A 26236-nucleotide genomic window follows, 5' to 3' on the forward strand; every position below is an offset into this window, starting at 1 on the left:
GGAGGTTCTTTTCATCGTCAACGTCTATCTGTCACCAACGTCATGGCCGAGTACACCTAGGCAGTCGTCTGCCCGGATGCTCTTGATATATCTCGGATATGCGGCGTAACGTGGCGCACACCCTGTAGTCCGCATCACATGGAGGCGTCATGAAGTACCGCCCGCAGCACGAGGCCAACCCCCTGCCCTACTCCCCGTTCAAGAGCTCCACCGTCCCCCGCCCCATCGGCTGGCTGTCCTCCGTGAGCCCGGACGGCATGGAGAACATCGCTCCCTACAGCCAGTGGCAGAACCTCACCTTCGACCCGCCCATGGTGATGTTCTCCGCGAACCAGTACCCGGACGGACGCCGCAAGGACACCGTCCTCAACGCGGAGCAGACCGGCTGGTTCGTGTGGAACATGGCCACCTACGACCTGCGCGAGGCCGTCAACGTCACCGCCATGGCCCTGGAGCCGGGCGAGAGCGAGTGGGACCGCATCGCCGAGCACGGCGTCACCAAGGTCTACGCGGACGACCACCGCATTCCGATGGTCGCCGAGTCGCCTGTGCGCTTCGAGTGCCGCTACCACTCGACGCACCGCATCAAGGGGAACTCGAACGTCGGCACCATCGACGTGGTCTTCGCCCACGTGGACACCATCCACATCGACGACGACGTCATCACCGCCGACGGCCGACTCGACATCCCGCGCATCCAGCCGATCGCCCGCCTGGGCTACTTCGACTACACCGTGGTGCGGGAGACCTTCGAGATGCGTGTGCCCGGCGCCGACGGCGATGCCCAGGCCGGACTCGAGGGGCGGGCATGAGCACCGCCGCCGGCGGCGCGACCCGCCCCGCTCCCGTGCCTCGACCCCGGCCCCGGAGCGTGAAGGACATGCTGGCCGTGAACTTCGGCAACGCGCTGGAGTGGTACGACTGGAACGTCTACACGATCTTCGCGCCGGTCTTCGCGGCGCAGATCTTCCACGCGGACAATCCCACGTCCGGGCTGCTCGCGACCTTGGCCGTCTTCGCGGTGGGCTTCGTCGCCCGACCCCTCGGCGGCTACCTGTTCGGCGCCTACGCGGACCGGGTGGGCCGCAAGCGCAGCCTCTTCGCGGCGATGATGGTCACCGCACTGGGCAGCCTGCTCATCGCCTTCACCCCGACCTACGGCACGGTGGGCGTCCTCGCCTCGGTGATCCTCGTCGTCGCCCGCCTGCTCCAGGGCCTGGCACACGGCGGCGAGATGGGCACGTCCGTCACCTACCTGGTCGAAAGGGCGCCGCAGGGTCGGCGTGCACTGTTCGGGGCCACGTCGTGGGTGTCCGTGGTGGTGGGAACCATCCTGGCGACACTCGTGGGCCTGGCCGTCACCACGCTGCTCTCCCAGGACCAGGTGGCCTCCTGGGGCTGGCGCGTGGCCTTCGGCATCGGCGGCGTCCTGGGCCTCTATGCGCTGTACCTGCGCCGGAGCCTGACGGAGTCGGAGCACTTCACGGCCGCCCAGCAGGTGGTGCCCGCCGCCGACGAGTCCCCGCGCCAGGAGTCGGGTTCAGTGTGGCGCGGCCTGCTGACGATCTTCCTGGTCTCTGCAGGAGGTTCGCTGATGTTCTACACGTGGCTGATCTACCTGCCCACGCACGCGCAGGTGACCCACCAGATGGACGAGTCCACCACCCTCTCGGCCTCGCTCGTGGCCCAGCTGATCTTCCTTGCCGCCATCCTCGGGGCGGGCCTGCTCGGCGATCGGGTCGGACGTCGTCCGCTGGTCATCGCGTTCGGTCTGCTCTTCGTGGTGCTCCCGTTCCCGCTGTTCGGCATGCTGGACGGCAGCTTCGCCTCGTTCCTGCTCGTGCAGACCATCGCCCTGCTGGCCGTGGCGCTGCTGTTCGGCGTCAACGGCGCCGTCTGGTCCGAGGCGCTGCCCACGGCGGTGCGCGCCAAGGGCGTGGCCACCATGCTCTCGCTGGCCACCGCGATCTTCGGCGGCACGGCGCCGTACCTGATCACGTGGCTGACGGCGCAGGGGTGGACCAGCGCGTTCCCGATCTACCTCATGGTGGTCGGCGGCGTCACCGGACTGACCGGCCTGCTCATGAAGGAGACGAAGGACGTGGACCTGGCGGCCTGAGCCGGCCTGAGGCCAGGCCCGGCCCACCCCGGCGCGGCGGAGCGGGCCCGGCCCGAACCGCAGGCCGCCCCTCCACACGCGCAGTGGTCACGGCATGCCGTCTCGTGCAGGCGCACGCGGCGTGCCGTGACCACTCTGTGGCATCTGGCCCCACTGCGGCATCTGACCGCCCTGGGGCGTCAGTGCCCCTCGGCCTCGGCGCCCGTGGACTGCCCGCCCAGATCCTGCGGCTCGGCGTCGACGGACGCACCCGCCAGCGCCTCCGCCACCGCGGCCAGCACGGAGCCGTCCCGCAGGGCCTGCTCGGCGGCGGCCAGCTGCGGGGCCATGTACTGGTCCGGCCCCGGGCCGGGGACGCCGGCCTCACGGATCACACGGACGGCCGCACCGGTGGCGACGGAGGGCTGCAACGGCGCGCGCAGCTCGATCGCGCGGGCAGCCGCCACGAGCTCCACGGCGAGCACACGGCGGAAGTTCTCCACGGCTGAGCGCAGCTTGCGGGCGGCGTGCCAGCCCATGGAGACGTGGTCCTCCTGCATCGCCGAGGACGGGATGGAGTCCACGGACGCCGGCACGGCCAGACGCTTCATGTCCGAGACGAGCCCGGCCTGCGTGTACTGGGCGATCATCATGCCGGAGTCCACGCCCGGGTCGTCCACCAGGAACGCGGGCAGCCCGTGCGAGCGGGCCGGGTCCAGCATGCGGTCGGTGCGGCGCTCGGACATGCTCGCCACATCCGCCACCGGAATGGCCAGGAAGTCCAGCACATAGGCCACGGGCGCACCGTGGAAGTTGCCGTTCGAGCTCACCCGGCCGTCGTCGAGCACCACCGGGTTGTCCACGGTCGCGGCGAGTTCGCGCTCGGCCACGGTGCGCACGTACGCGAGGGTGTCGCGCAGGCCGCCGGCCACCTGCGGGGCGCAGCGCAGCGAGTAGGCGTCCTGCACGCGGGAGTCGCCCTCGCGGTGCGAGGCCACGATCGGCGAACCCGCCAGAATCTTCAGCATCCGGTCCGCGGAGGCCGCCTGGCCCGGATGGGGGCGCAGCGGAGCGTGCAGCTCCGGCACGAACACGCGGTCGGTGCCGAGCAGCGCCTCCACGGACATCGCGGCGGTGAGGTCCACGGTGTCCGCGAGCTCCTCGAGGTCGGCCAGCGCCATGATCAGCATGCCGAGCATGCCCTCGGTGCCGTTGACCAGGGCCAGGCCCTCCTTCTCCCGCAGCTCCACCGGCTCGATCCCGGCCTCGGCGAGCGCCTCGCCGGCCGGACGCAGCTCACCGTCCGTCCCGACGACGTCGCCCTCGCCCATCAGCGCCAGGGCCACGTGGGAGAGCGGGGCGAGGTCGCCGGAGCAGCCCAGCGAGCCGAACTCGCGCACGGCGGGGGTGATGCCCGCGTTGAGCATGGCCACGAACGTCTCGACCACCACGGGGCGCACACCCGTGCGCCCGGAGGCCAGCGTGGTGGCGCGCAGGAACATCAGCGCGCGCACGACCTCGCGCTCCACCACCGGGCCCATGCCGGCGGCGTGGGAGCGGATCAGGGACTTCTGCAGCTGCGCGCGGGACTCGAGCGGGATGTGCTTGTCCGCGAGCGCGCCGAAGCCGGTGGAGACGCCGTAGGTGGGGGTCTCGGCCTCGGCCAGCGCTTCGACGTGGCGGCGCACCGCGCCGACGGTCTCGAGCACGTCGTCGGCGAGCACCACGCGGGCATCGTGGCGGGCCACGGCGAGGACGTCGTCCAGGGTGGCGCCGGACGTGCCGAGCGTGACGCTGGCGGCAGTGGTGGTGGTCATGCGGTGCACTCCTCGGGTCAGGGGGTTTCGGAGGGAGAGGCCGGCTCCGGACGGGTGCGTGCGGCCTCGCATGCGGACGGGTGGGTGGCCCCGGCTGTGATCGTACGCGGTGGAGGCTGTCAGGCCACGCGACGGCCCGCGCGCCAGACCGCGTGGGTCAGGGGCATGCCGGGGCGGTAGGCCAGGTGAATGGCGGCGGGCGCGTCCAGCATGTGCAGGTCGGCGCGCTTGCCCACCTCGATGCTCCCGACCCGATCCTGGGCCCGCAGCGCCAGCGCTCCGCCGTAGGTGGCCGCCTCGATGGCCTCGGCCAGGGTCAGGTGCATCTGCAGCACGGCGGTGCCCACGTTGAAGTTCTGGCTGGTGGTGTAGCTGGTGCCCGGGTTGCAGTTGGAGGCCAGCGCGATCGGCACACCGGCGTCCAGCAGGTCTCGGCCCGGCGCCAGCGGGGCACGCGTGGACAGGTCGCAGGCGGGCAGGCACCCGGCCACGGTGCCGGGCTCGCCGGCGCGGGCTGCCGCATCCCAGCCGGCCCAGGTGGAGGCCAGGGCGGCGACGTCCTCGTCTGTGAGGTGGTTGACGTGGTCCACCGAGGCCGCACCGTACTCCACGGCCACGGCGACGCCGGGCCCGTGTTCGATCTGGTTGCCGTGCAGGCGCAGCCCCAGCCCGGCGGCACGGCCGGCCTCGAACACTCGCCGAGTCTGGTCGCCGTCGAAGGCACCGCGGTCGCAGAACACGTCCACCCAGTCGACGTGCTCCCGCACGGCCTCGAGCATGGGCCCGACGACGTCGTCGAGGTAGTCCTCCGCCTGCCGTCCCGCGGGGACGAGGTGGGCGCCGAGGAAGGTCACCTCGTCCACGAGGCCCTCCGCGCGCAGTCCGGCCAGCAGGCGCGCGTGGCGCGCTTCCTCCTCCACGGTGAGCCCGTAGCCGGTCTTGGTCTCCAGATAGGTGGTTCCTCCGGCCACCGCGTCGGCCACCCGGCCGCGGACCAGATCGGCCAGGCGCTCGTCCGAGGCGGCACGGGTCGCCTGCGTGGTCACCCCGATGCCGCCGGCGGCGTAGGACTCACCGGCCATGCGGGCCTCGAACTCGGCGGAGCGGTCCCCGTCGAAGACGAGGTGGGTGTGGGGGTCCACCCAGCCGGGCAGCACGGCCCGGCCCTCGGCGCAGGTGCGTCCGTCCGCCTCCGGGGCGTCGGCGGCTGCGCCGATCCAGGCGATCGTGCCGTCCTCCACCACCACGGCGGCGTCGTGCAGCACGCGGGACTCGGCGTCCACGCAGGTGAGCTCGCCGATGTCGGTGATCAGGTGGGAGGTCATGCGGGTCCTTCCGGGTGAGGGGGCAGGGGCGTGCGTCGGTCGGTGTGGCCGGCGGTCAGACCGCGACGGCCGCCACCAGGTGGGCCAGCGGGGTGGCGAGCAGGATCGTGAGGATCACGCGCTCGACCCAGATGACCACCAGGTGCCACAGCTTGATCGGCAGGTCCGTGGCCAGGATGGCAGGGACCACGGCGGAGAAGAAGATGATCGCGGAGACGCAGACGACGCCGATCACGAAGCGGGCCACGAGGTCGTCGCTGCCGGCCAGCAGGGTGGCCGGGATGAACATCTCGGCGATCGAGGTCGCCGCGGCGGTGGCCATCAGCGACGGATCGGAGAAGCCGAGGATCCAGAAGAACGGCCAGAACACCAGGCCCACCCAGGTGAACACCGGAGTGTAGGTGGCCAGCACCAGCGCGATCAGGCCCACGGACATGATGGACGGCAGGATCTGCATGACCATCACCAGGCCGTCACGGAAGTTGATCCAGATGTTCTTCGGCAGTGACGGTGCCTCGGCCAGGGTCTGCTCGGCGGCGCGGCGGGCCACGGCGAAGCGGTCATGGGTCACCGGCTGCTCCGGGCGTGGCTCCGCTCCGGGGTAGACCTCGTCCGGGATGCGGCTCAGCGGCGGCAGGCGCACCACCAGCGCGGTCACGGCGAACGTCACCACGAGGGTGCCCACGAAGTACCAGAGCCACACGCCCATCAGGTCCAGCGTGCGGGCGACGATCACCATGAAGGTGGCCGAGACCGTGGAGAAGCCCACCGCGATGATGGCGCCCTCCTTGGCCGTGTAGCGGCCCCCGCGGTACATGCGGTTGGTCAGCAGCAGGCCCAGCGCGTAGGAGCCCACGAAGGAGGCGACGGCGTCCACCGCGGAGCGGCCGGGCACCCGGAACACCGGACGCATGGCCGGGCGCAGGTACACGCCCACGAACTCCATGAGGCCGTAGCCGATGATCAGGGCCAGGAAGATGCCGCCGATCGGCACGATCAGTCCGACCTGCACCACCAGCGAGTCCATGAGGAACGGTCCGATGTCCTCGTTCAGCACGAACTCCGGGCCGAACCCGAAGACCACCATGGACGCGGTGACCAGTCCGAGCACGGCCAGGAACGCGAACGCGGCCTTCAACGCCGACTGCCGCCACGTACCGGTGACGAACGGGTAGACGGCGCCGGCGGCGATGATCGCCAGGGCCACGAAGCGGTCCGCCTCCCCCAGCAGGGTGCGGACGCCGTTGACCAGGTGGTCCAGCGGGATGGTCGTGGTGCCGTTCAGGGTGATCGGCACGAAGAACATCACGATGCCGATCGCCGAGTAGACGATCATGCGCCAGCGGCCGGACGGGCGGGGCTCGTCACGGCCGATCGCCGCCATCGCGGTCGTGTAGCTGTGGAACTCGCGGTCCCCCGGGTTCGTCACGGACATCGTGCTGCTCCTCTCCTGGGTTGCACCGTGGCGGAGGCGGGCCGCCTCCGCCACGGTGGGGGCCGTCGTCGTGCCCGTGCGGGGGACGACGACGGCCGCACGGGTGCGTCAGTCGCGGATCTTCGCCTCCATGGGCACACGCACACCGCGCTCGGCCGCCACCTCGGCGGCGCGGGAGTAGCCGGCGTCCACGTGGCGGATGACGCCCATGGCCGGGTCGTTGGTGAGCAGCGCCTCGAGCTTGGCTGCGGCCAGCTCGGTGCCGTCCGCCAGGCCGACCTGACCGGCGTGGATGGACCGGCCGATGCCGACGCCGCCGCCGTGGTGGATGGACACCCAGGTGGCACCGGAGGAGGTGGCGGTCAGGGCGTTGAGCAGCGGCCAGTCGGCGATCGCGTCGGAGCCGTCCAGCATGGCCTCGGTCTCGCGGTACGGGGAGGCCACGGAGCCGGAGTCCAGGTGGTCGCGGCCGATGGCGATCGGCGCCTTGACCTTGCCCTCGGCCACCAGCTGATTGAACAGCAGGCCGGCCCTGTGGCGCTCGTTGTAGCCGAGCCAGCAGATGCGGGCCGGCAGGCCCTCGAACTCCACGAACTCGGCGGCGCCGTCCAGCCAGCGGTGCAGGTGCTCGTTCTCCGGGAACAGCTCCTTCAGGGCCTCGTCGGTGACGCGGATGTCCTCCGGGTCGCCGGAGAGGGCCACCCAGCGGAACGGGCCGAGGCCCTCGCAGAACAGCGGGCGGATGTAGGCCGGGACGAAGCCCGGGAACTCGAAGGCACGGTCGTAGCCGGCCTTGCGGGCCTCGTCGCGGATGGAGTTGCCGTAGTCGAAGACCTCGGCGCCGGCGTCCTGGAAGCCGACCATGGCCTCCACGTGGCGGGCCATGGACTCCTGGGACTTCTTGGTGAAGCCGGCCTCGTCCGCGGCGGCCTCCTCGTGCCACTGCTCCACGGTGTACTCCACCGGGAGGTAGGACAGCGGGTCGTGGGCGGAGGTCTGGTCCGTGACGATGTCGATCTCGAGCTCGCCCGCCTGGTGGCGCTTGAGCAGCTCCGGGAACACCTCGGCGGCGTTGCCCACCAGGCCCACGGAGACGGCCTCCTTGTTCTTCTTCGCCTCGTTGACGCGGGCGATCGCCTTGTCCAGGTCGGTCTCCACCTCGTGCAGGTAGCGCTTGGACTGGCGGCGGCGCAGGCGCTCGGCGGAGACGTCCACGATCAGGCAGACGCCGCCGTTGAGGGTGACGGCCAGGGGCTGGGCGCCGCCCATGCCGCCGCAGCCGCCGGTGAGGGTCAGGGTGCCGGCGAGGGTGCCGTCGTACTTCTTGCGGCCGATGGCGGCGAAGGTCTCGTAGGTGCCCTGCAGGATGCCCTGGGTGGCGATGTAGATCCAGGAGCCGGCGGTCATCTGGCCGTACATCATCAGGCCTTCGGCCTCGAGCTTGCGGAAGGTGGCCCAGTCCGCCCAGTCGCCCACCAGGTTGGAGTTGGCGATCAGCACGCGCGGGGCCCACGTGTTGGTGCGGAGCACGCCGACCGGCTTGCCGGACTGCACTAGGAGGGTCTCGTCCTCCTCGAGGTCCTTCAGGGTCTCGACGATCGCGTCGAAGGCCTCTCAGGAGCGGGCCGCGCGGCCGGTGCCGCCGTAGACGACGAGGTCCTCGGGACGCTCGGCGACCTCGGGGTCCAGGTTGTTCATGAGCATCCGCAGCGGGGCCTCGGTCTGCCAGGACTTGGCGGAGATCTCCGTGCCGCGCGGAGCGCGGATCTCGCGGGACGGGTCGTGCTGGGTGAATCCCTGGGTCATGGGGTCCTCTCCTTCAAGGGGTCCGGTGTCCTTCCCGACGGCGGCCGGTCGGGTGGGCGCGTCAGCCTCGCCTTTTCATCTGATGGCGTATGCCTTCCATCCATTGAAACCCTCCCGGTGTGGCGCGCGCAACCCCTTGTATAGGCTTTCTCCATGCCCTCCGCCTCGACGCGCACCGTGGACCGCGCCCTGGACCTGCTGGCCGCCGTGACCGAGCGCTCCGCGCTGACCCTGTCCGACGCCGCGCGGCAGACCGACCTCGCCCCCTCCACGGCCCTGCGTCTGCTGCGCAGCCTTGAGGGCGCCGGCCTCGTCACCCGCGACGACGACGGCCGCTACCGCCCCGGCGCACAGCTGATCCGCCTCGGTGCACGCGCCTTCACCCGCGAGCCGCTCGTGGAGCTCTCCGGCGAGCCCATGCGGGCGCTCGCCGAGAAGACCGGCGAGTCCGTGTACCTGGCGATCCCGGGCGCAGCCGACACCGCCGTCTACATCGCGATCGTGGAGGGCACCCACTCCGTGCGCCACACCAACTGGGTCGGCCGCACCGTCCCCCTCGACGGCACCGCCGTGGGCGCCGTGCTCCGCGGCGAGGTCGAGGCCGACTCCGTCGCGATGATCAAGGACACCGTGGAACGGGACGTCACCGCCCTGTCCGCTCCGATCACGGTCCAGGGCTCCCCCGTGGGCGCACTGTCCACGCTCGTGCCGACCTACCGCTGCACCGATGAGCTCGCCGAGAGCTGCCGGCAGGCCCTCGTCGAGGCGACCGCGCAGATCGCGGACGCCCTCTCCGGGCGGTGAGCGGGCCCTCGAGGAGGCGCCGCACAGGCCGGGCGTCGGTGCCGTCGTCGGGACACGCGGCGCACAGGGCCGGCGCCCGGGCGCGTGGCGAGGACGGCGCACAGCGGGCCGTCACCGCACGGTGACCCGGTTTCAGACAATTCCCAGAGTTCTCCCCTGGTACCTCCACGAAGGATCCCTATGCTGAAAGCACCTCATCGAAGGTGCGAGTGATGACAGCGAAGGGCCCCGGACCGGCGAAAGCCGGACCGGGGCCCTTCGTCATGCCCGTCGAGCAAGGCCCCACAGACGACGACGGCGCCCTTCCCCTCCGTCGGGGGAACGGCGCCGTCGTGCGGTGCGAGCGCGCGGTGCGAGTGAGGCGGCGCGCAGGGGCGAGTGATGACCCGCTTATCGCTCAGTGGCGACGGGCGGAGCTGATGCCGGCCCAGAGGCCGCCGATCAGGCCGGCGACCGGCATGCCGATCAGCAGGACCCAGCCGGAGTTCTCGGCGGCGGTGTTCGAGAAGATCATGATCAGCAGCAGCACCGAGACGATGCCGCCGACCAGACCGCCGATCGCGTAGCGGCCGGCGTTGCGGCCGTAGCCGCCCATGACGTTGACGACCCACGAGGCGACGACGCCGGCGAGGGAGCCGCCGATCAGGGCGAAGAACAGGGAGAGCATGAGCGGCACGAAGCCCACACCGCCCTCGCCGAGCACCACGAGGCCGTCGGGCCGGGTGGTGAAGAGCTGGACGAACTCGGCGACCGCCAGCACGATCGCCGCGACGATCACGATGCGGTTGGTAATGCCCCAGGCGTTGACCGGCAGGCTCGGCGGGACGATCGGCTCGGCCGGCACCGGGCGTGCGCCGCCGCGGGTGGCGACGGTGGTGTTCGTGTTCATTGCTGGTCTCCCATCCGCCCCGCCTCCGGGGCCCTCTGCGCGCCGGGCGCCCACGGGCGCCCAGAGTTCTGTGCTCCAGTTTAGTGCCACCGGGTGCCGGGCCGGGAATCATGGCGTCCGGCCCGTGATGCCGCCGGTCGCCCGCAGGTCAGAGGACGTCGGTGCGCCGGTTCTGGAGGACCGGCAGGAAGGAGCGGACGTCCTCGATGCGGTCACGGGTGACCTCGGCGGTCACGAGGGCCTCGCGCTCGTCCTCCAGCGCCGCCACCGGCAGGGCCAGCGGGTCCACGATCGCCGAGTGCCCGATCGTCGAGTCCGAGCAGGTGTCCGCGGCGACCACCCAGACGGTGTTCTCCACGGCCCGGGCCTTGAGCAGGGTCTGCCAGTGGTCCACCTTGTGGTCGCCCTTGAACCAGGCGGCCGGGACCACGAGCACGTCCGCGCCGTCCACGGCGAGCTTGCGGGACAGCTCCGGGAAGCGCAGGTCGTAGCAGGTGAGCAGGCCGAAGGTCAGCTCGCCGATGCGGACGGACAGCAGGTCCCGGTCGCCCGGGGTGATGGTGTCCGACTCCTTGTGCTTGAACGCGTCGTAGAGGTGGAGCTTCCGGTAGGTGCCGAGCTCGGCACCGGAGCCGTCCACGGCCACGAGGGTGTTGTAGGGGCGCGGGGTCCCGGAGGGCTCGTATCCGCCGGCGATGATCGCGATCCCGTGCTCGCGAGCCATGTCCCTGAGCGCGGCGACGAACTCGCCCCATTCGGTGTCCACGGCCTCCTCGAAGGTGTCCGTGACGAGATGGCGCTGCGTGAGCATCGACTCCTCGGGGAACACGACGAGCCCGGCGCCCTCCTCGGCGGCCTGGGCGGTGAGCCGACGGAGCACCTCGAGGTTCTCCTCGATGACTCCGGTGGGGCGGAACTGTCCGACGCTGATCCTCATGTGGCCAGCGTAACGTCCGCCCCACCGTCGGATCAGGCCTTGGCGCTCGCCCAGCCGTAGGCGGAGTGTCCGGTGAGGCGGCGGCCCATGATGAGGGACTGCACCGTCTCGGTGCCCTCGTAGGTGTGCAGCGCCTCGAGGTCCGCGAAGTGCTGGATCATGCCGTGCTCCAGCAGCAGGCCGTTGCCGCCCATGAGGTCCCGGGCGATGCCGGCGACCCGGCGTGCGGCGCGGGTGTTGTGGTACTTCAGCATCGAGGCGTGCTCACCGCGCAGCTGCCCGGCCGCCTGGAGCCGGGCCACGGCGGCGGCCTGCAGCTGCATGGAGGTGATGGCCTCGAGCATCTGGGACAGCCGCTCCTGCACGGTCTGCTGGGCGGCCAGCGGCTTGCCGAACTGCACGCGGGCCTGCGTGTACTGCAGGGCGCCCTCGAACAGGGCGGTGGCGTGCCCGAGGGCGGACCAGCCGATGTTCACGCGGGTGGCCTCGAGGACACGGGCGGTGTCCGCGAAGGAGTTCGCGCCCGGCAGCAGGGCCTCATCGCCGACCTTCACCGAGTCCAGGGTGATGAGGGACTGGTGGAGGGCACGCAGCACGCCCTTGCGCACGATCGGCTCGGCCGAGTATCCCTCGGTCTCCTGCGGGACGATGAACCCGCGGACCTGACCCTCCTCGTCCCGGGCCCAGACGAGGGTGATCCCGCCGGCGGCGCCGTTGCCGATCCACTTCTTCTGGCCGTCGATCACCCAGCCGCCGGCGAGCTTCCGGGCGGTGGTCTCCAGCGCCACGGAGTCGGAGCCGTGCTCCGGCTCGGTCAGGGCGAAGGCACCGAGCAGCTCGCCGCGGGCCAGCCTCTGGGCGTACGCCGCCTTCTGCTCCTCGGAGCCGAGCGCCACGACGGAGCGCAGGGCCAGGCCGCCCTGCACGGCGCAGGCCGCGGCGAGCGAGCCGTCCAGACGGGACAGCTCCATGGTCACCAGGCCGGCCGCCAGCGGGGACAGGGTGTCCATGCCCGCCACGGCCACGCCGTCGGTGATGAGGCCGGCGGCGGCCACCTGCTGCACCAGGTGCACCGGGTACTCGGCGTTGTGCCAGGCCTCGGCGAGTTCGTCCAGCATGGGCGTGACGGTCTCACGGGCCTTCGCGGCAGCGGCGCGGTCGGCCTCCGTGGCGTCGGCGAAGGCGCCGAGGAAGTCGGTGTCCAGCGGGGTGCGGACGTCGATGTCGAGCTCCGGGGTCAGGCTCACGCCTCGCTCCTCTCCTTGCGCAGCACGCGCTTGAGCAGCTTTCCGGACTGGTTGCGCGGCAGCTCTTCCACGAACTCCACGGACTTGGGCACCTTGAAGCCGGCGAGGTTCTCCTTGACGTGGGCGATCACCTGCTCCTCGGTGACCTGGGCGCCGTCCTTGAGCACCACCACGGCGGTGATGGCCTCGATCCAGCGCTCGTCCGGGACGCCGATCACGGCGACCTCGGCCACGCCGTCCACCTCGTAGACGCAGTCCTCCACCTCACGCGGGGCCACGAGGACGCCGCCGGTGTTGATGACGTCCTTGATGCGATCCACCACCTGGATGTAGCCGGCCTCGTCCTGGGTGACCTGGTCGCCGGAGCGGAACCAGCCGTCCATGAACGCGGCCTCGGTGGCCTCCGGGTTGTTCCAGTAGCCGGAGAAGAGCTGCGGCGAGCGGTACTGGATCTCCCCGGGCTCGCCGACCTGCACGGGCTCGCCGGTGGGGTCGACCACGCGGACCTGCACGTGCTGGGCGGGGCGGCCGCAGGAGGCCGGGCGGGCGTGGTGCTCCTCGGGGCGCAACACGGTGCACAGCGGGGCCATCTCGGACTGGCCGAAGCAGTTGTAGAAGCCGAGCTTGGGGAACGCCTCGCGCAGGCGCTGCAGCACGGTGACCGGCATGATCGAGGCGCCGTACTGGGCCTTGGTGAGGGAGGTCAGGTCGTAGTCGCCGAGGTCCTCGCGATTGGCCAGCGGCACCCACACGGTGGGGGCGAGGAACAGGGAGCCGATGTGCTCGTCCTGCACCAGCTGCAGCATCTGACCGATGTCCGGCTTCTCGATGATCCGCAGCGTCGCGCCGAGGGACAGGTACGGCATGGCGAAGACGTGCATGGCCGCCGAGTGGTACAGCGGCATCGCGATCAGCGGGCGGTCCTCCTCGGTGAAGTCAAGCGCGATCAGGGTGGAGTCGTACTCCGCCACCAGCGCGCGATGGGTCATCACGGCGCCCTTCGGGGCGGAGGTGGTGCCGGAGGTGTAGAGCAGCTGCACCGGGTCCTCGGAGTGCACCTGCGGGAACGGCTCGGCGCCCTCGGCGGCACCGGCCGGGGTCTCGTCGAGCGCGAGCTCCTCCAGGCTGGTGATGCCGGCGGCATTCTCCTCTGCCTGCTCCCCCTTCTGGAAGGGCACGACGACGGCCAGGGACTCCACCTTGCCGCTCGCCCGCACCTCGTCCACCAGGGGTGCCAGGGCCTTGTCCACGACGAGGACGGTGGCGCCGGAGTCGTTGAGGATGTGGGCGAGCTCGCCGCCCTTCAGGCCCGAGTTCACGGGCACATGGATGAGGCCGGCACGGGCGGCGGCCAGGAACAGGATCAGGTAGAGGTCCGAGTTCATGCTGAACGCGCCGACGCGGTCGCCGGGCTTCAGACCGAGGCGCTGCAGGCCCCGGGCGGTGCGGTCCACGGCGGCGGCGAGCTCGGCGTAGGTGAGGGACCGCTCGCCGAAGCGGGTGGCGGTGTTGCGGCGGTAGGCGGCCGCGCTGCGGTCCAGCAGGTGGGTCAGGCCGAACTGGTACGCGGAGGCCGGCACCAACGAGGTGACATCGTGGGCGATGGTCATGGAGGCGTCCTTCTGTCGTCGGGCAGGTGTCAGGCGGCCGGGGTGCCGGCGTTGAGGTTCTCGATGATGGTGACGTTGGCCTGGCCGCCGCCCTCGCACATGGTCTGCAGGCCGTAGCGGCCGCCGGTGCGCTCGAGCTCGTGCAGCAGGGAGGTCATCAGGCGGGCGCCGGTGGCGCCGATGGGGTGGCCGAGGGCCATGGCGCCGCCGTTGGGGTTGACCTTGGCCGGGTCGGCGCCGGTCTCGGCGAGCCAGGCGAGGACCACGGAGGCGAAGGCCTCGTTGATCTCGACGACGTCCATGTCCTCGATGGTCATGCCCGCCTTGTCCAGGGCGTAGGCGGTGGCCGGGATGGGGGCGGAGAGCATCATCACCGGGTCGGCGCCGCGGGCGGAGAGGTGGTGGATGCGGGCGCGCGGGGTGAGCCCGTGCTTCTCCACGGCGGCCTCGGAGGCGATGAGCAGGGCGGCGGCGCCGTCGGACATCTGGGAGGCGCTGGCCGCGGTGAGGATCCCACCCTCGGAGATGGGCTGCAGGGAGGCCATCTTCTCCCGGTCCGGGGTGCGCGGGCCCTCGTCCGCGGTGACGCCGAAGCAGGGGACGATCTCGCGGTCGAAGCGGCCGGCCGCCTGGGCGGCGAGCGCGCGCTCGTGGGACTGGACGGCCAGGTCCTCGGCCTGCTCACGGGTGATGTTCCACTTCTCCACCATCATCTCCGCGCCGCGGAACTGGGAGATCTGTTCGTCCCCGTAGCGGGCCGCCCAGGCCTCGGAGCCGGTGTACGGGTCCGGGAAGCCGAGGTCCTTGGCGATCACGTTGGACGTGGCCAGCGGGACGGCGGACATGGACTGCACACCGCCGGCGATCACCAGGTCCGAGGTGCCGGACATGACGGCCTGGGCCGCGTAGTGCACGGCCTGCTGGCCGGAGCCGCACTGACGTTCGATGGTGGATCCGGGCACGTCCTCGGAACCTCCGGCGGCGAGCCAGGCGTTGCGGGCGATGTCCATGGCCTGCGGGCCGATCTGGTCGATGCAGCCGAGGATCACCTCGTCCACGTTCGCGGAGTCGCCGATCCTGTCCCCGTGGCGCTCCAGGAGAGTGCGCAGCGGGACGGCGGCGAGGTCCAGCGGGTGGACCTGGGCGAACCCCTTGCCGCGCTTGCCCACCGGGGTGCGGACGGCGTCGATGATGTAGGCCTCGGCCATGGAGCTCCTTACGTAGCGAGGGCTCGGGCGGCTCGCACACGCCCCCGGGCGCAGGACGCCCGGAGGGAATGCGGCCGACCGGTTCGGTTAATCGAGGCTAACCCTTGTGGCGCACAGCACACCAAGGCCCGTTCCACAGTGCGGACACGGCCACGCCCCCACGGTGGCGGCCCCGGGCACAGCATGCCCCCGGACCGGCGGCGACCGCGTCGGCAGGCCGCGGGGCAAGTGCCCCCGGCGGAGCCGAGGGACCCAGGCGGAGGCGAGGGACCGTCGTCGGGAAGGAGCGCCGGCGCCTGCAGCGCAGGAGCGTGCAACAGCAAGGCGCCCCCGCCCGGTCGGCGGAGGCGCCCTGCCCACGGCAGGCTCGTCAGTCCTCGATCAGGTCGTGGACCTGGACCACCTGGTCGCGGCCCGGGCCGACGCCGATCGCGGAGATCCGGCAGCCGGACATCTCCTCCAGGGCCTGCACGTACTTCTGCGCGTTCTCCGGCAGGTCCTCCAGCGTGCGGGCGCCGGAGATGTCCTCGGTCCAGCCGTCGAAGTACTCGAAGATCGGCTTCGCGTGGTGGAACTCGGTCTGGGTCATGGGCATGCGGTCGTGGCGCACGCCGTCCACGTCGTAGGCCACGCACACCGGGATCTTCTCGATGCCGGTGAGCACGTCCAGCTTGGTGAGGAAGTAGTCGGTGAAGCCGTTGATGCGGGCGGCGTAGTGCGCCATGACGGCGTCATACCAGCCGGTGCGGCGCGGGCGGCCGGTGTTCACGCCGAACTCGCCGCCGGTGGTGCGCAGCTTCTCGCCCATCTCGTCGAAGAGCTCGGTGGGGAACGGCCCGGAGCCCACGCGGGTGGTGTAGGCCTTCACGATGCCGATGGTCCGGGAGAAGCGGGTCGGGCCGATGCCCGCGCCCACGGACGCCCCGCCGGCGGTCGGGTTGGAGGAGGTCACGAACGGATAGGTGCCGTGGTCCACGTCCAGGTAGGTGGCCTGGCCGCCCTCCATCAGCACGACCTTGCCCTCGTCCAGGGCGTCGTTGAGCAGGTTCACGGAGTCCACGACCATCGGCTTGAGGCGGTCCGCGTAGGACAGGAAGTACTCGACGATCTCGTCCACCGTGACGGCACGGCGGTTGTAGAGCTTCACCAGCAGCTCGTTCTTCTGCCGCAGGGCACCCTCGATCTTCTGCCGCAGGATCGACTCGTCGAAGACGTCCTGCACGCGGATGCCGAGGCGGGCGACCTTGTCCATGTAGGTGGGGCCGATGCCCCGGCCCGTGGTGCCGATGGCGCGCTTGCCGAGGAAGCGCTCGGTGACCTTGTCCATAGTCTGGTGGTACGGGGCCACCAGGTGGGCGTTGGCCGAGATCTTCAGGTTCGCGCAGGAGTGGCCGCGGGCCTCGAGGCCGTCGATCTCCTGGAACAGCGCCTCGAGGTTGATGACCACGCCGTTGCCGATCACCGGAACCGCGTTCGGGGACAGGATGCCGGCCGGCAACAGCTTCAGCTCGAACTTCTCGCCGTTCACCACCACGGTGTGACCGGCGTTGTTGCCGCCGTTGGGCTTGACCACGTAGTCCACGCGGCCCCCCAGCAGGTCGGTGGCCTTGCCCTTGCCCTCGTCGCCCCACTGGGCGCCGACGATAGCGATCGCTGGCATGTCATCTCTCCTACAGGGCCCGGACGCTGCCGCATCACGGGCCCGAACATGGAAAATGCTCCGTGCAATGCGCAGGGAGCCCTTGCACGGGGAGTCTACCAGCGTGACGCATGACACACTTCGGGGTATGACGGACTCGGCCCGCTCTCTATGCTGGACACCATGAGCCTGCCGCAGACGGGGGCGCACCCGGACCCCGATGACCCGCACTTCCAGGGCCGGCGTGCCCCGGGGGCCGCCGTCCACGACCCCCGCTCCGACGATCCCGCCGCCCACGATCCGTACGCGCGGGAACGGGCCTACCCCGCTCCGCCTCTGCGGGGTCCGTCCGTCGGCCTGTGGCGGGTGCCGGTCGTCTGGGCCGTGACCCTGGCCTTCCTGGCGATCCCGGTGATCGTGGTGACGCTGCGCGCGATGAACGGTCTGGCCGGGTGGATGATGCTCCTCTACATCATGCTCGGCGTGGCCCTGCAGGCGTTCGGCGGGCTGGCCGTCGGACTGTCCCTGCTGATGCTCCCCCGCGTGAACACGGTGCACGAGCGTCGCTCCGGCATCCGGCTCGGTGCCCCGCTGACCGTCCTTCTCTGCGCCTGCTGGGCCGCCGGCGTCGCCGGACCGGCGATCCTCCCGGACGCCGGCGACGCCCCGGAGTCCGCAGTCGCCCTGCCCGTCGCCGAGCAGCTCTGGGGATACGACCTCGCCGCCGAGATCACAATGGCCGTCGGCCTGACCCTGGCCGCCGTCTCCCTGCTGTGCGGCGCCGCGGCGGTCCTCCTCTGCCTGGTACGGCGCCTGCGGGCACCCGCAGCCGACGCCGCCCCGATGCCCGCCCCGGTGCCGGCCCGCGCCACCGCGGCCTTCCCCCACGACCGACCGGAAGAGCGCCGGTGAGCACCGCCGGCGGCGGCGTCCACGGCCAGCCCTCCGTGGGCCACGACCGCACGAACCTGCTGCTGCCGATCACCGTCGCCTTCGTCCTGCTGCCACTGGCGGTGGTACTGCTGCGCGCGGTCTTCGTGGGCTTCGGCTGGATCAGCGGGCTCTACCTGGCGGTCCTCGGCCTGCCGCATGCCCTCTGCGGCGCGGCCGTGGCGGCCGCGCTCTGGAGGCTCCCGCGGGCGAACCCGGAGCACGAGCCCACGCCGGGCGTCGTCCTCGGCAGGCGGCTGCGGCATCTGCTGACGGCATGCTGGGTGCTCGGCGTGCTCGCGATCCTCGTCCACCCGGACTACACGGACGCCCCCGGCGGGGACGGTTTTTTCTTCGCCACCAGCCTCCTGGCCGACGCACTGGGCACCTCGGACGAGGTGCTCGCCCTCTGACTCAGCCCGCCGCTGCTGCTCGGCAGCGCCGCCTGCGGCATCGCGGCGATCGCCACCTGCCTCCGCCGCAGCGGGGATCCCTCCATGCGAGTGACCTGAGTCACTCGAGGGAGGTTCGATGGAAGCCCCCGCCGAGGGGAACGTCTTCTCCCGGGCCATGCACCCGGTCAACACCGTGGTGGAGAGGTTCATCCCCTCCTCCCTGATGTTCACGATCGTCCTGACCTTCCTGGTCGCGATCCTCTGCCTGCTGTCCTGGCTCGCAGGCATCCCGCGCACGCCGATCCAGTCCTACCTGTTCGTGTTCCTCGTGGCCGCCGGCTTCGCCATCCCGCCCCACCCGGAAGGGCCCTAGCGTGGGCACGTGGCGCCCCTGGGCCGTGCTGCCGTGGGCGCTGGCCGCGATCATCTTCCCCGACGGCGACGACCACCCGGACTCCGGCGCCACGACCCCGGTGCTCATGGACCTGCTCGGCAAGAGCACCGCGATGGACGTCGGCCTCGTGTGCGGCATCGCCCTGATGGCCGTCAGCGTTCCGGAACAACGCGCGGCGGGGTGCCCCGCGGCACCGCCTCCAGCACCGCCCCGTGGGCGCCGGCCAGGCGGGCCAGGAACACGAGGTTGGCCCGCTCGACGGGGTCTGGGTCCGCGGCCACGCCGCTGACGAGGATCCGCTCCGGCGCCACGCCACGGGCGGCGGCGTGCTCCACCGTGAGGCGCGCGTGATTCTGCGTGCCCAGCCCGGGGCGCGCCACGACCGTCAACCCCGCCTCGAGCCCGGCCGCCCGCAGCGCGCGCACGGCGTCCACAGGCCCCTCGTCGGCCTCGGTCCACGCCACGGTGATCCCACCGGCGCCCTCGACAAGCAGGTGGTCGACGCCCGCGGCGAGGCGCAGCCAACGGCCCAGCTGCTCACCCAGAGACGGCAGAGGGGGCGTCCCCTCCCCCGCGTGGGCGACGGCGTCCACGGGGGCCATCGCGGGGCCGACCCGCGCCCCCTCGGACACGGTCAGGCGGGCCGGAGCGGCGGCGTCGAGCGCGCCGGATGCGGCGGCCGCGGCCACCAGGTCTCGGACGGCCTCGGCGTCGCCCGCCTCTCCCGAAGCGACGCCCGTCTGCACCGGCTTGTCCACGTGCACGCGGAGCCCAGCCGCCAGGGCACGGGCCGCGAGCGCGGCGGTGCCCCACGTCTTGCCGACGTCCGTGTCCGTGCCGGTCACGACCTCGATGCGCATGCGTCCACTCCACTCTGCTCGATTCGGGTGTCCTCGCCGCCGTGCCACGGTCCGGGCGTCACGAGCACGTGCTGCGGTGCCTGGAAGGAGAGCAGGCGCAGCCACGTCGCCGGAGGCCCGGTGAGCCGGGCGCCCGGCAGCAGGCGGGCGACCTCGCGGACCACGAGGGCGGTCTCGAGCTCCGCGAGCCCGGCCCCGAGGCAGCGATGAAGGCCGAAGCCGAAGGCGAGCCGGGCGTCATCGTGCTGTTCGCCGCTGAGGTGCAGCAGGAGCTCGTCGCCGGCGCGGATCTCGTGCTCGCCGACGCGGACGTCCGCCGTGGCGAGGCGCCGCCAGGTGGGCACCGAGGAGCTCGTCCGGAGGCACTCGGCCACGAGCTCGGCCGCGGCCGCCTCCGCCGCATCGGCTCCGGCGCCCCCGTCCGCCCCGGCGCCGAGCGCGGCCCAGCGGGCGGGGTCGGCCAGGGCGCGGGTGAGCGCGGTGGAGATGAGCAGCCGGGTGGTCTCCTGCCCTGCGATCACCAGGAAGTAGCCGAGGGAGACGATCCGCTCGTCGTCGACGCCGGCCTCGTGCAGCGCCGCGAACAGGTTGCCGGGCTGTGCGTCGTCCCCGCGCGCCTCGACGACGGCCCCGCGCAGCCACCGGTGGAAGTCGGCGGCGGAGCGGGCGAGCCGCAGCTGGCGGTCCTCGTCCGGCCAGCCCCAGAACAGTTCGAGGGAGTCGGCGCTCCAGCGGTGCAGCTGCGCCTCGGGCGGGTTGGGCACGCCGGTCAGGGCGGACATCACGCGCGCCGGGACCGCTGCCGCCACGGTGGTCGCCAGGTCCACGGCCCCGCCTGCGCGGCCGGTGTCTGCGAGGGCGGCCGTGAGGGCCGTCCGGGTGGTCGCGAGGATCCGGCCGCGGGCTTCGCGCACCTTCGCCGGGGAGAAGAACGGTGCCACGACGCGACGCACCGCCCGGTGCTCCTCCCCGCCGGCGAAGGCGAGCACGGGCGGCAGCCGGAAGCGGGCAGCGGCGAGGATGCGGCGGGCCGGGCCGCTCAGCGGGACGACCGCCGTGAGGGCGTTGTCCGAGGCGAACGTCCCGGGGTCGGTGAGCACGCGCCGCAGGTCGGCGGGATCGGAGATCCGCAGGTGGTCGCCGCGCACGGCCTCCGGCCGCGGGTCACCGTGGGAGAACGGACAGCCCGTGGACGCACCCCACGCCCGGGCGGCCACGCTCGCCACCGCCTCCAGCGCCGCCCGCAGCCGGGGCTCGGGGACGGCGGTGGTCACGCTCACGCGGAGGCGGGCGACGCCGTCGGGCACGCTGGGCGGGCGGAAGCATCCCACGAGGACACCGTGCGCGCGCAGTTCCGCGGCCGCGGCGACGGCCTGCTCCGGTCCGGGCATGCGGATCGAGTGGACGGCCCCCGCCCCGACCTCCACGTGCCCGGCCAGCTCGGGCCGGCGGGTGAGGACGTCCACGGCCGTCTCCCGGGCCCGCGCGAGCCGTGCCGCGGGCTCTCCCGTGGCGGCGATCCGGCAGGCGGCCGCCGCGGAGGCGGCCAGCACGGGGGCCAGGGCCGTGTCGAAGACGAAGGTCCGGGCGGTGTTCAGCACGTGGTCGCGCCAGGACTGCGCGTCGGGTCCGCCGAACAGGGCCAGACCGCCCTGTCCGCCGAGGGCCTTCGAGCAGGTGGCGGTGACCACGACGGGCGCCTGCCCCGCCCACAGTCCCAGGGCGCCCGCGCGGCTGCCGCCGGGCACCACGCCGAGCGAGTGGGCCTCGTCCACCACGAGCAGGGCGCCGTGTTCGGCGGCCAGGGCGGCCAACGCGGGCAGGTCGGCCTCGTCCCCGAGCACGGAGTACAGGGACTCGACCACCAGCACGATCCGTCGCGCCCGCCCTTCGGCGCGCAGCCGGTCGAGGGCGGCCCGGAAGGCGGGCACGCTGTTGTGCTCCACCGTGGTGACCGACGCGCCCGGCAAGGAGGTGAAGGCCCCTGAGCGGGCGGTGGCGGCGAGGGCGGCGCCGTCGCGCAGGCTCGCGTGGGCGTGCTCGTCCAGGAGGAAGGCGGTGCCCGGCCCGGCCAGGGCACCGAGGACGCCGAGGTTCGCGGTGTAGCCGGAGGAGAAGGCGAGGGCGGCATCCGCGCCGGCCAGCGCGGCGGCGGCGGACTCGAGGTCGGCGTGCGCCGGATGTGTCCCCGTCACCACGCGGGAGGCCCGCGCCCCGACCGGCCCCTCGGTGGCGACGCGCGCTGCGGCGGCCCGCACGTCCGGGTGGGCGGCCAGGCCCAGGTAGTCGTTGGCGGCCAGGTCCACGACGTCCGACGACGGCGTGCCCGGCTCCGGCGGGTCGGCGCGGCGCTCCAGGCCGCGGCGCGCGCGGACGTCGGCCCGGGAGCGCAGCCACGAGGACCACGGGTCGGCGGGCGTGCTCGTGGCCGCGACGGCCTCGGCGGTGCTCATGCGCAGACCTCCCCGATGGCCCCGGTGACGGCCGCGCAGATCGTGGCGACGTCGTCGTCGGTGCTCACGTAGGGCGGCATCACGTACACCAGCCGCCGGAAGGGGCGTACCCACGCACCGCGGGCGACGGCGGCCCGAGTGACGGGCTCGACGTCCACGGTCCGGTCCAGCTCCACGACGCCGACCGCGCCCAGGACCCGCACGTCGGTGACGGCGGAAAGATCGGCGGCCGGCGACAGCCCGGCGCGCAATCCGGCCTCGACGCGGGGCACCTGGGCGGCCCAGCCGTCACGCGGGTCGGTGAGCAGGTCGAGGGATGCGGAGGCGACCGCGCACATCAGCGGGTTGCCCATGAACGTGGGCCCATGGAGGAGCGCCCCGGGCATGCCCCGTTCCCGTCGGGAGACCGTCTCGGCCACTTCGGCGGTGCACAGCATGGCCGCGCCCGTCATGGTGCCGCCGGTGAGCGCCTTGCCGAGGCACAGCACGTCCGGAACGACGCCGGCCCATTCGCACGCGAGCCAGCGGCCGGTGCGGCCGAAGCCGGTGGCGATCTCATCGGCGATGAGCAGGAGCCCGTGCTCGTCGCACAGCTCGCGCAGCACGGCGAGGCAGCGCGGGTCGTAGACGCGCATGCCCCCCGCCCCCTGGAGCACGGGTTCGAGGATCACGCCGGCGATCTCGTCCGCGTGCGCGGCGGTGAAGGCGCGGGCCTCGTCCTCCCACGCGGCGAAGGCGGCGTCGTCGGCCTCCCAGTGGCCGGCCGGAACGGCGTCGGGCGCCGTGGGTGCCGCGGCGACGCCCTCGGGCATCCAGCGTGCCGCCGGCGGACGGGGCAGGAACAGATGCCGAGCCACGAGCGAGGTGAAGGCCGCGTGCATGCCGTCCACGGGATCGCACACGCCCATGGGCGCGGCGGTGTCCCCGTGGTAGCCGCCGCGGACCGTGAGGAATCGGCGGCGGCTGGGACGGCCGCGCGTCGCCTGGTACTGGAGGGCGAGCTTGAGCGCGACCTCCACCGAGACCGAGCCGGAGTCGGCGAGGAACACGTGCTCGAGCGCGGCGGGGGTGTGCGCGACGAGCCGTTCCGCCAGGTCGACGGCGGGCGCGTGCGTGAGCCCGCCGAACATGACGTGCGGGAAGGCCGCGGCCTGCCGGGTCAGCGCCTCGACGAGCACAGGGTGCCCGTGCCCGTGCACCACGGACCACCAGGACGCCATCGCGTCGATGGCGCGGTGACGCTCCCCGCCCGGCCCCTCGAGGTCGAGGCGGACGCCCCGGGCGCCGTGCACGGCGTAGAGCTGGTGGGCGCCGGCGGCCCCGTAGGGGTGCCAGAGGTGGGCGGCGTCGCGGTCGAGGAGGCCGGCTTCAGCGGGAGTGGTCACGGTGCGTTCAGGCGTTGGCGGGCTCGGCCGTGCCCGCGCCCCGACGGCGCAGCTCGGGCTTCACGGCGCCCTCGGAGCCCGTGTCGGGTCGAGCGTCCTCCGCGGCCCTGGCCGCCGAGGCGACGGCCGCACCGGAGCCGCACGGGCCGGCGTCGTCCGTGCCGCCGCAGCAGCCGCCGGCCGGGCCGCCGTCGTCGGTCGCGGCCTGCTGTGCACGCTCCTCGGCGCCGAGCACCGTGAAGCCGGCGTCGGCGATCATCTGCAGATCTGCCTCGGCGTCCTGGCCCTCAGAGGTGAGGTAGTCGCCGAGGAAGATCGAGTTGGCCACCTGCAGGCCGACCGGCTGCAGGGAGCGCAGGTGCATCTCGCGGCCGCCGGCGATGCGCAGCTCCTTGTCCGGGCACGCCATGCGGACCATGGCGAGGATCCGGAGGCACTCGAGGGGCGTGAGCTGCTGGTGGCCCTGCAACGGGGTGCCGTCGAAGGGCATGAGGAAGTTGACGGGGATGGAGTCGGAGTCCAGGTCGCGGAGCGCGAGGACGGCCTCGACGAGCTGCTCGTGCGTCTCCCCCATGCCCGCGATCAGGCCGCTGCAGGAGGACAGGCCGGCGGCGCCGGCACGCTGCACGGTGTCCACGCGCTGCTCGTAGGTGTGCGAGGTGCAGATGGACTCGTAGTGGGACTCGGCCGTGTTGAGGTTGTGGTTGTAGGCGTCGACGCCGGCGTCCCTGAGCTTCTCGGCCTGGCCGTCCTTGAGGAAGCCGAGGCACGCGCACACCTCGACGTCCGGGTGCTGGGCCTTGAGGTCGCCGACCATGCCGGCCACGCGGTCGACGTCGCGGTCCGTGGGACCGGTGCCGGAGGCCACCATGCACACGCGCGAGGCGCCGCCGGCGATGCCCAGGCCCGCCTGGCGGACGGCCTCCTCCGGCTTGAGCCACGTGTAGCGCAGGATCTCGGCCTCGGTGCCGAGCCGCTGGGAGCAGTAGGTGCAGTTCTCCGGGCAGAGACCGGTCTTGAGGCTGACCAAATAGTTGACCTTGACCGTGCGGCCGAAGTGCTTCTCGCGCAGGCGCGAGGCTGCCGCGACGATGCGGAACGTCTCCGCGTCCGGGGCGTCCAGCACAGCGACGGCCTCTTCAGCGGTGAGCACGTGGCCCGCCTCGATGCGGTCCACGAGGGTCTCCGGGTCGAGGAGGCCGGCGGCGGTCTGCTGGGCTGCGAGGGTCTGCGGAACGGCAGGAGTCATGGGGCACCTCGGGGTCGTCGGTCACGGCGATGTGATGCCCAGCACTGTAGCAGGATCATTGAACACTGTTCATCAACCCGCCTCGCCGCCCTCGGGGGCGGCCGTCGCAGCGGGGATCCCTCTATTAGAGTGACCTGAGTCACTCGAGGGGGTTCGATGGAAGCCCCTGCCCGCCCGCACCGGAGGGAGCCCTCTATGCCCACGTCCGCCCCCGCGCGCTCCGACGCGCAGACCCCCGCCGAGGGGAACGTCTTCTCCCGAGCCATGCGCCCGGTCAACACCGTGGTGGAGCGGTTCATCCCCTCCTCCCTGATGTTCACGATCGTGCTCACCTTCCTGGTCGCGATCCTCTGCCTGACACTCACCCCGGCCGGGCCCCTCGAGGTCCTGGACGGCTGGGGCGGGGGCCTGGCCGGACTGCTCGAGTTCATGACGCAGATGGCCCTCGTGCTGCTGCTCGGCCACATCCTGGCCAACACCGGGCCGGTCCGCCGCCTGCTGTCCTAGCTCGCAGGCATCCCACGCACCCCGCTGCAGTCCTACCTGTTCGTGTTCGTGGTGGCCGCCGCGGCCGCGCTGATCACCTGGGGCCTCGGCCTGGTGGTCGGCGCGCTGATGGCCCGCGAGGTCGCCGCCCGCGGCCGCGGCCGCGGCGTGCAGCTGCACTTCCCGATGCTCGGGGCCTCCGGCTTCGCCGGGTTCGTGGTCTGGCACATGGGCTACTCGGCCTCCGGCCCGCTCACCGCGGCCACCGAGGGCTCCTTCCTCACCGAGTCCCTCGGCGGGCAGACCGTCCCCATCACCGAGACCGTGTTCTCCACCTGGAACATGCTCGCCGCGGCCGCGACGGTCCTGGTGGTCGGCCTGACCCTCTACCTCATCGCCCCGCGCGGCGAGACGAGGATCATCGAGCTTCCCGCGCAGAAGGCTGAGAAGCAGGAGGTGGAGGCGGCCCCTCTGGAGACGCCGGCCGACCGCCTGGACGCCTCCCGCGTCCCCACCCTGCTGGTGGGCCTGGCCCTGACCGTGTACCTGGTCCGCCACTTCGTGCTCGGCGGGACCCTGACCCTGGACATCGTGAACTGGTCCTTCCTCGCCCTGATCCTGCTGCTGACCCGCTCGGCCCACGAGCTGATCGCGCTGACGGCGAAGGCCGCCTCGAACGTGGGCGAGATCCTGCTGCAGTTCCCCCTGTACGCCGGCATCCTCGGCATGATGACCGCCACCGGGCTGATCACCGTGCTGTCCGACGCCCTGGTCTCCGTCTCCAACCCGGTGACCTTCGGCCTGTTCGCGTTCCTCGCAGCCGGCCTGGTGAACTTCTTCGTCCCCTCCGGTGGAGGCCAGTTCGCCGTGCAGGGCCCGATCATGCTCTCCGCCGGCGCCGAGCTGGGCGTGGACCCGGCCGTCACCATCATGGCCGTCTCCTACGGCGACCAGTGGACCAACATGATCCAGCCGTTCTGGGCCATCCCGCTGCTGGCGATCGCCGGGCTGAAGATGCGCGACATCCTCGGCTACACCACGATCGTGCTCATCGCCTCCGGCCTGGTGTTCGCGGCGACGCTGCTGCTCGTCTCGCTCTGACCCGGCCGGCGAGCTCATCGGTGCAGATGTGACGGGCGTCGGCTGCCGCAGAGGCCGCGGCATGGGAAGTGGTCGAGACGCCGTCGAACCCCGCGGCGTCACCCATGCGCGGTCGCGTCGTCCGGCTTCTCACCACGGGCCTGCATGCGCAACTGTTCGAACAGCCCG

At 72.3% G+C, this 26236-nt stretch carries 19 protein-coding genes and 2 pseudogenes; 7 read left to right on the forward strand and 14 right to left on the reverse strand.

The genetic code is table 11. The features are described 5' to 3' along the window. Positions 1–149: 149 nt before the first annotated feature. Together FM125_RS02705 and FM125_RS02710 are read left to right on the forward strand one after the other, a co-directional pair. Entirely contained in the window at positions 150–812 is a 663-nt protein-coding gene (locus FM125_RS02705; protein WP_087133574.1) for a flavin reductase family protein, read from the forward strand. Then, positions 809–2119 (forward strand): MFS transporter, encoded by a 1311-nt coding sequence (locus FM125_RS02710; RefSeq protein ID WP_087133575.1) that lies wholly within the window; start codon positions 809–811, stop codon positions 2117–2119. Before FM125_RS02705 ends, FM125_RS02710 begins: the two co-directional genes overlap by 4 nt. A gap of 179 nt (positions 2120–2298) precedes the next feature. Here the strand turns inward: FM125_RS02710 and hutH are convergent, their stop codons facing one another. The 4 genes and pseudogenes from hutH to FM125_RS02730 form a co-directional block, all read right to left on the reverse strand. Further along, complete coding sequence (gene hutH, locus FM125_RS02715) at positions 2299–3915, reverse strand: histidine ammonia-lyase (RefSeq protein ID WP_087133576.1); 1617 nt, start codon at positions 3913–3915, stop codon at positions 2299–2301. Positions 3916–4034: 119 nt separating this feature from the next. Continuing rightward, positions 4035–5240, reverse strand: coding sequence for an imidazolonepropionase (gene hutI / locus FM125_RS02720; RefSeq protein WP_087133577.1), 1206 nt, complete (start codon positions 5238–5240; stop codon positions 4035–4037). Positions 5241–5295: 55 nt separating this feature from the next. After that, positions 5296–6675 carry a YjiH family protein gene (locus tag FM125_RS02725; RefSeq protein ID WP_087133578.1) on the reverse strand — a complete coding sequence of 460 codons (1380 nt, stop codon included), beginning with the start codon at positions 6673–6675 and terminating at the stop codon, positions 5296–5298. 108 nt (positions 6676–6783) lie between these two features. Beyond that, positions 6784–8481 (reverse strand): annotated as a pseudogene (locus FM125_RS02730) (urocanate hydratase). Positions 8482–8634: 153 nt separating this feature from the next. Here FM125_RS02730 and FM125_RS02735 point away from each other — a divergent pair. Further along, positions 8635–9285 carry an IclR family transcriptional regulator gene (locus tag FM125_RS02735; protein ID WP_067192157.1) on the forward strand — a complete coding sequence of 217 codons (651 nt, stop codon included), beginning with the start codon at positions 8635–8637 and terminating at the stop codon, positions 9283–9285. A gap of 397 nt (positions 9286–9682) precedes the next feature. On the opposite strand, the gene FM125_RS02740 is transcribed toward FM125_RS02735, so the two are convergent. From FM125_RS02740 to FM125_RS02765, 6 genes are all read right to left on the reverse strand, one after another. Continuing rightward, positions 9683–10174: a hypothetical protein gene (locus FM125_RS02740; protein ID WP_087133579.1), complete on the reverse strand. Its 492-nt coding sequence runs from the start codon at positions 10172–10174 to the stop codon at positions 9683–9685. 148 nt (positions 10175–10322) lie between these two features. Further along, positions 10323–11111: a carbon-nitrogen hydrolase family protein gene (locus FM125_RS02745; RefSeq protein ID WP_087133580.1), complete on the reverse strand. Its 789-nt coding sequence runs from the start codon at positions 11109–11111 to the stop codon at positions 10323–10325. Between the two features lie 32 nt (positions 11112–11143). Then, positions 11144–12358, reverse strand: coding sequence for an acyl-CoA dehydrogenase family protein (locus tag FM125_RS02750; RefSeq protein WP_087133581.1), 1215 nt, complete (start codon positions 12356–12358; stop codon positions 11144–11146). After that, positions 12355–13968 (reverse strand): fatty acyl-CoA synthetase, encoded by a 1614-nt coding sequence (locus FM125_RS02755; RefSeq protein WP_087133582.1) that lies wholly within the window; start codon positions 13966–13968, stop codon positions 12355–12357. The genes FM125_RS02750 and FM125_RS02755 overlap by 4 nt, the downstream gene beginning before the upstream one ends. Positions 13969–13997: 29 nt before the next feature. After that, a complete protein-coding gene (locus tag FM125_RS02760) occupies positions 13998–15176 on the reverse strand; it encodes an acetyl-CoA C-acetyltransferase (protein ID WP_070637126.1) in 1179 nt (392 codons plus the stop codon). A gap of 370 nt (positions 15177–15546) precedes the next feature. Next, entirely contained in the window at positions 15547–16836 is a 1290-nt protein-coding gene (locus FM125_RS02765) for an adenylosuccinate synthase (protein ID WP_070637124.1), read from the reverse strand. A gap of 162 nt (positions 16837–16998) precedes the next feature. Here FM125_RS02765 and FM125_RS02770 point away from each other — a divergent pair, with 162 nt between their 5' ends. The 3 genes from FM125_RS02770 (at position 16999) to FM125_RS02780 (ending at position 18513) form a co-directional block, all read left to right on the forward strand. Further along, positions 16999–17727, forward strand: a complete 729-nt coding sequence (locus tag FM125_RS02770; protein WP_143745200.1) for a hypothetical protein — start codon at positions 16999–17001, stop codon at positions 17725–17727. After that, positions 17724–18158: a hypothetical protein gene (locus tag FM125_RS02775; protein WP_087133584.1), complete on the forward strand. Its 435-nt coding sequence runs from the start codon at positions 17724–17726 to the stop codon at positions 18156–18158. The genes FM125_RS02770 and FM125_RS02775 overlap by 4 nt, the downstream gene beginning before the upstream one ends. 118 nt (positions 18159–18276) lie before the next feature. After that, positions 18277–18513 (forward strand): hypothetical protein, encoded by a 237-nt coding sequence (locus FM125_RS02780; RefSeq protein WP_087133585.1) that lies wholly within the window; start codon positions 18277–18279, stop codon positions 18511–18513. Between the two features lie 173 nt (positions 18514–18686). Here FM125_RS02780 and bioD read toward each other — a convergent pair whose 3' ends face one another. Genes bioD through bioB form a run of 4 tightly spaced genes read right to left on the reverse strand, consistent with a single transcriptional unit; the run spans position 18687 to position 24481 of the window. After that, on the reverse strand, positions 18687–19394 hold the full coding sequence (bioD, locus tag FM125_RS02790) for an ATP-dependent dethiobiotin synthetase BioD (protein ID WP_087133586.1): 708 nt from the start codon (positions 19392–19394) through the stop codon (positions 18687–18689). After that, positions 19376–21847 (reverse strand): aminotransferase class I/II-fold pyridoxal phosphate-dependent enzyme, encoded by a 2472-nt coding sequence (locus FM125_RS12220; protein WP_245829749.1) that lies wholly within the window; start codon positions 21845–21847, stop codon positions 19376–19378. The genes bioD and FM125_RS12220 overlap by 19 nt, the downstream gene beginning before the upstream one ends. Further along, positions 21844–23232 (reverse strand): adenosylmethionine--8-amino-7-oxononanoate transaminase, encoded by a 1389-nt coding sequence (gene bioA / locus FM125_RS02805; protein ID WP_087133587.1) that lies wholly within the window; start codon positions 23230–23232, stop codon positions 21844–21846. Before bioA ends, FM125_RS12220 begins: the two co-directional genes overlap by 4 nt. A gap of 7 nt (positions 23233–23239) precedes the next feature. Beyond that, positions 23240–24481, reverse strand: a complete 1242-nt coding sequence (gene bioB / locus FM125_RS02810; RefSeq protein WP_070637110.1) for a biotin synthase BioB — start codon at positions 24479–24481, stop codon at positions 23240–23242. Positions 24482–24676: 195 nt separating this feature from the next. Between bioB and FM125_RS02815 the strand changes: the two are divergent. Beyond that, positions 24677–26068: pseudogene (locus FM125_RS02815) on the forward strand (short-chain fatty acid transporter). Positions 26069–26236 lie beyond the last annotated feature (168 nt).

This window comes from Micrococcus lylae (assembly GCF_900163825.1).
Lineage (GTDB): Bacteria > Actinomycetota > Actinomycetes > Actinomycetales > Micrococcaceae > Micrococcus > Micrococcus lylae.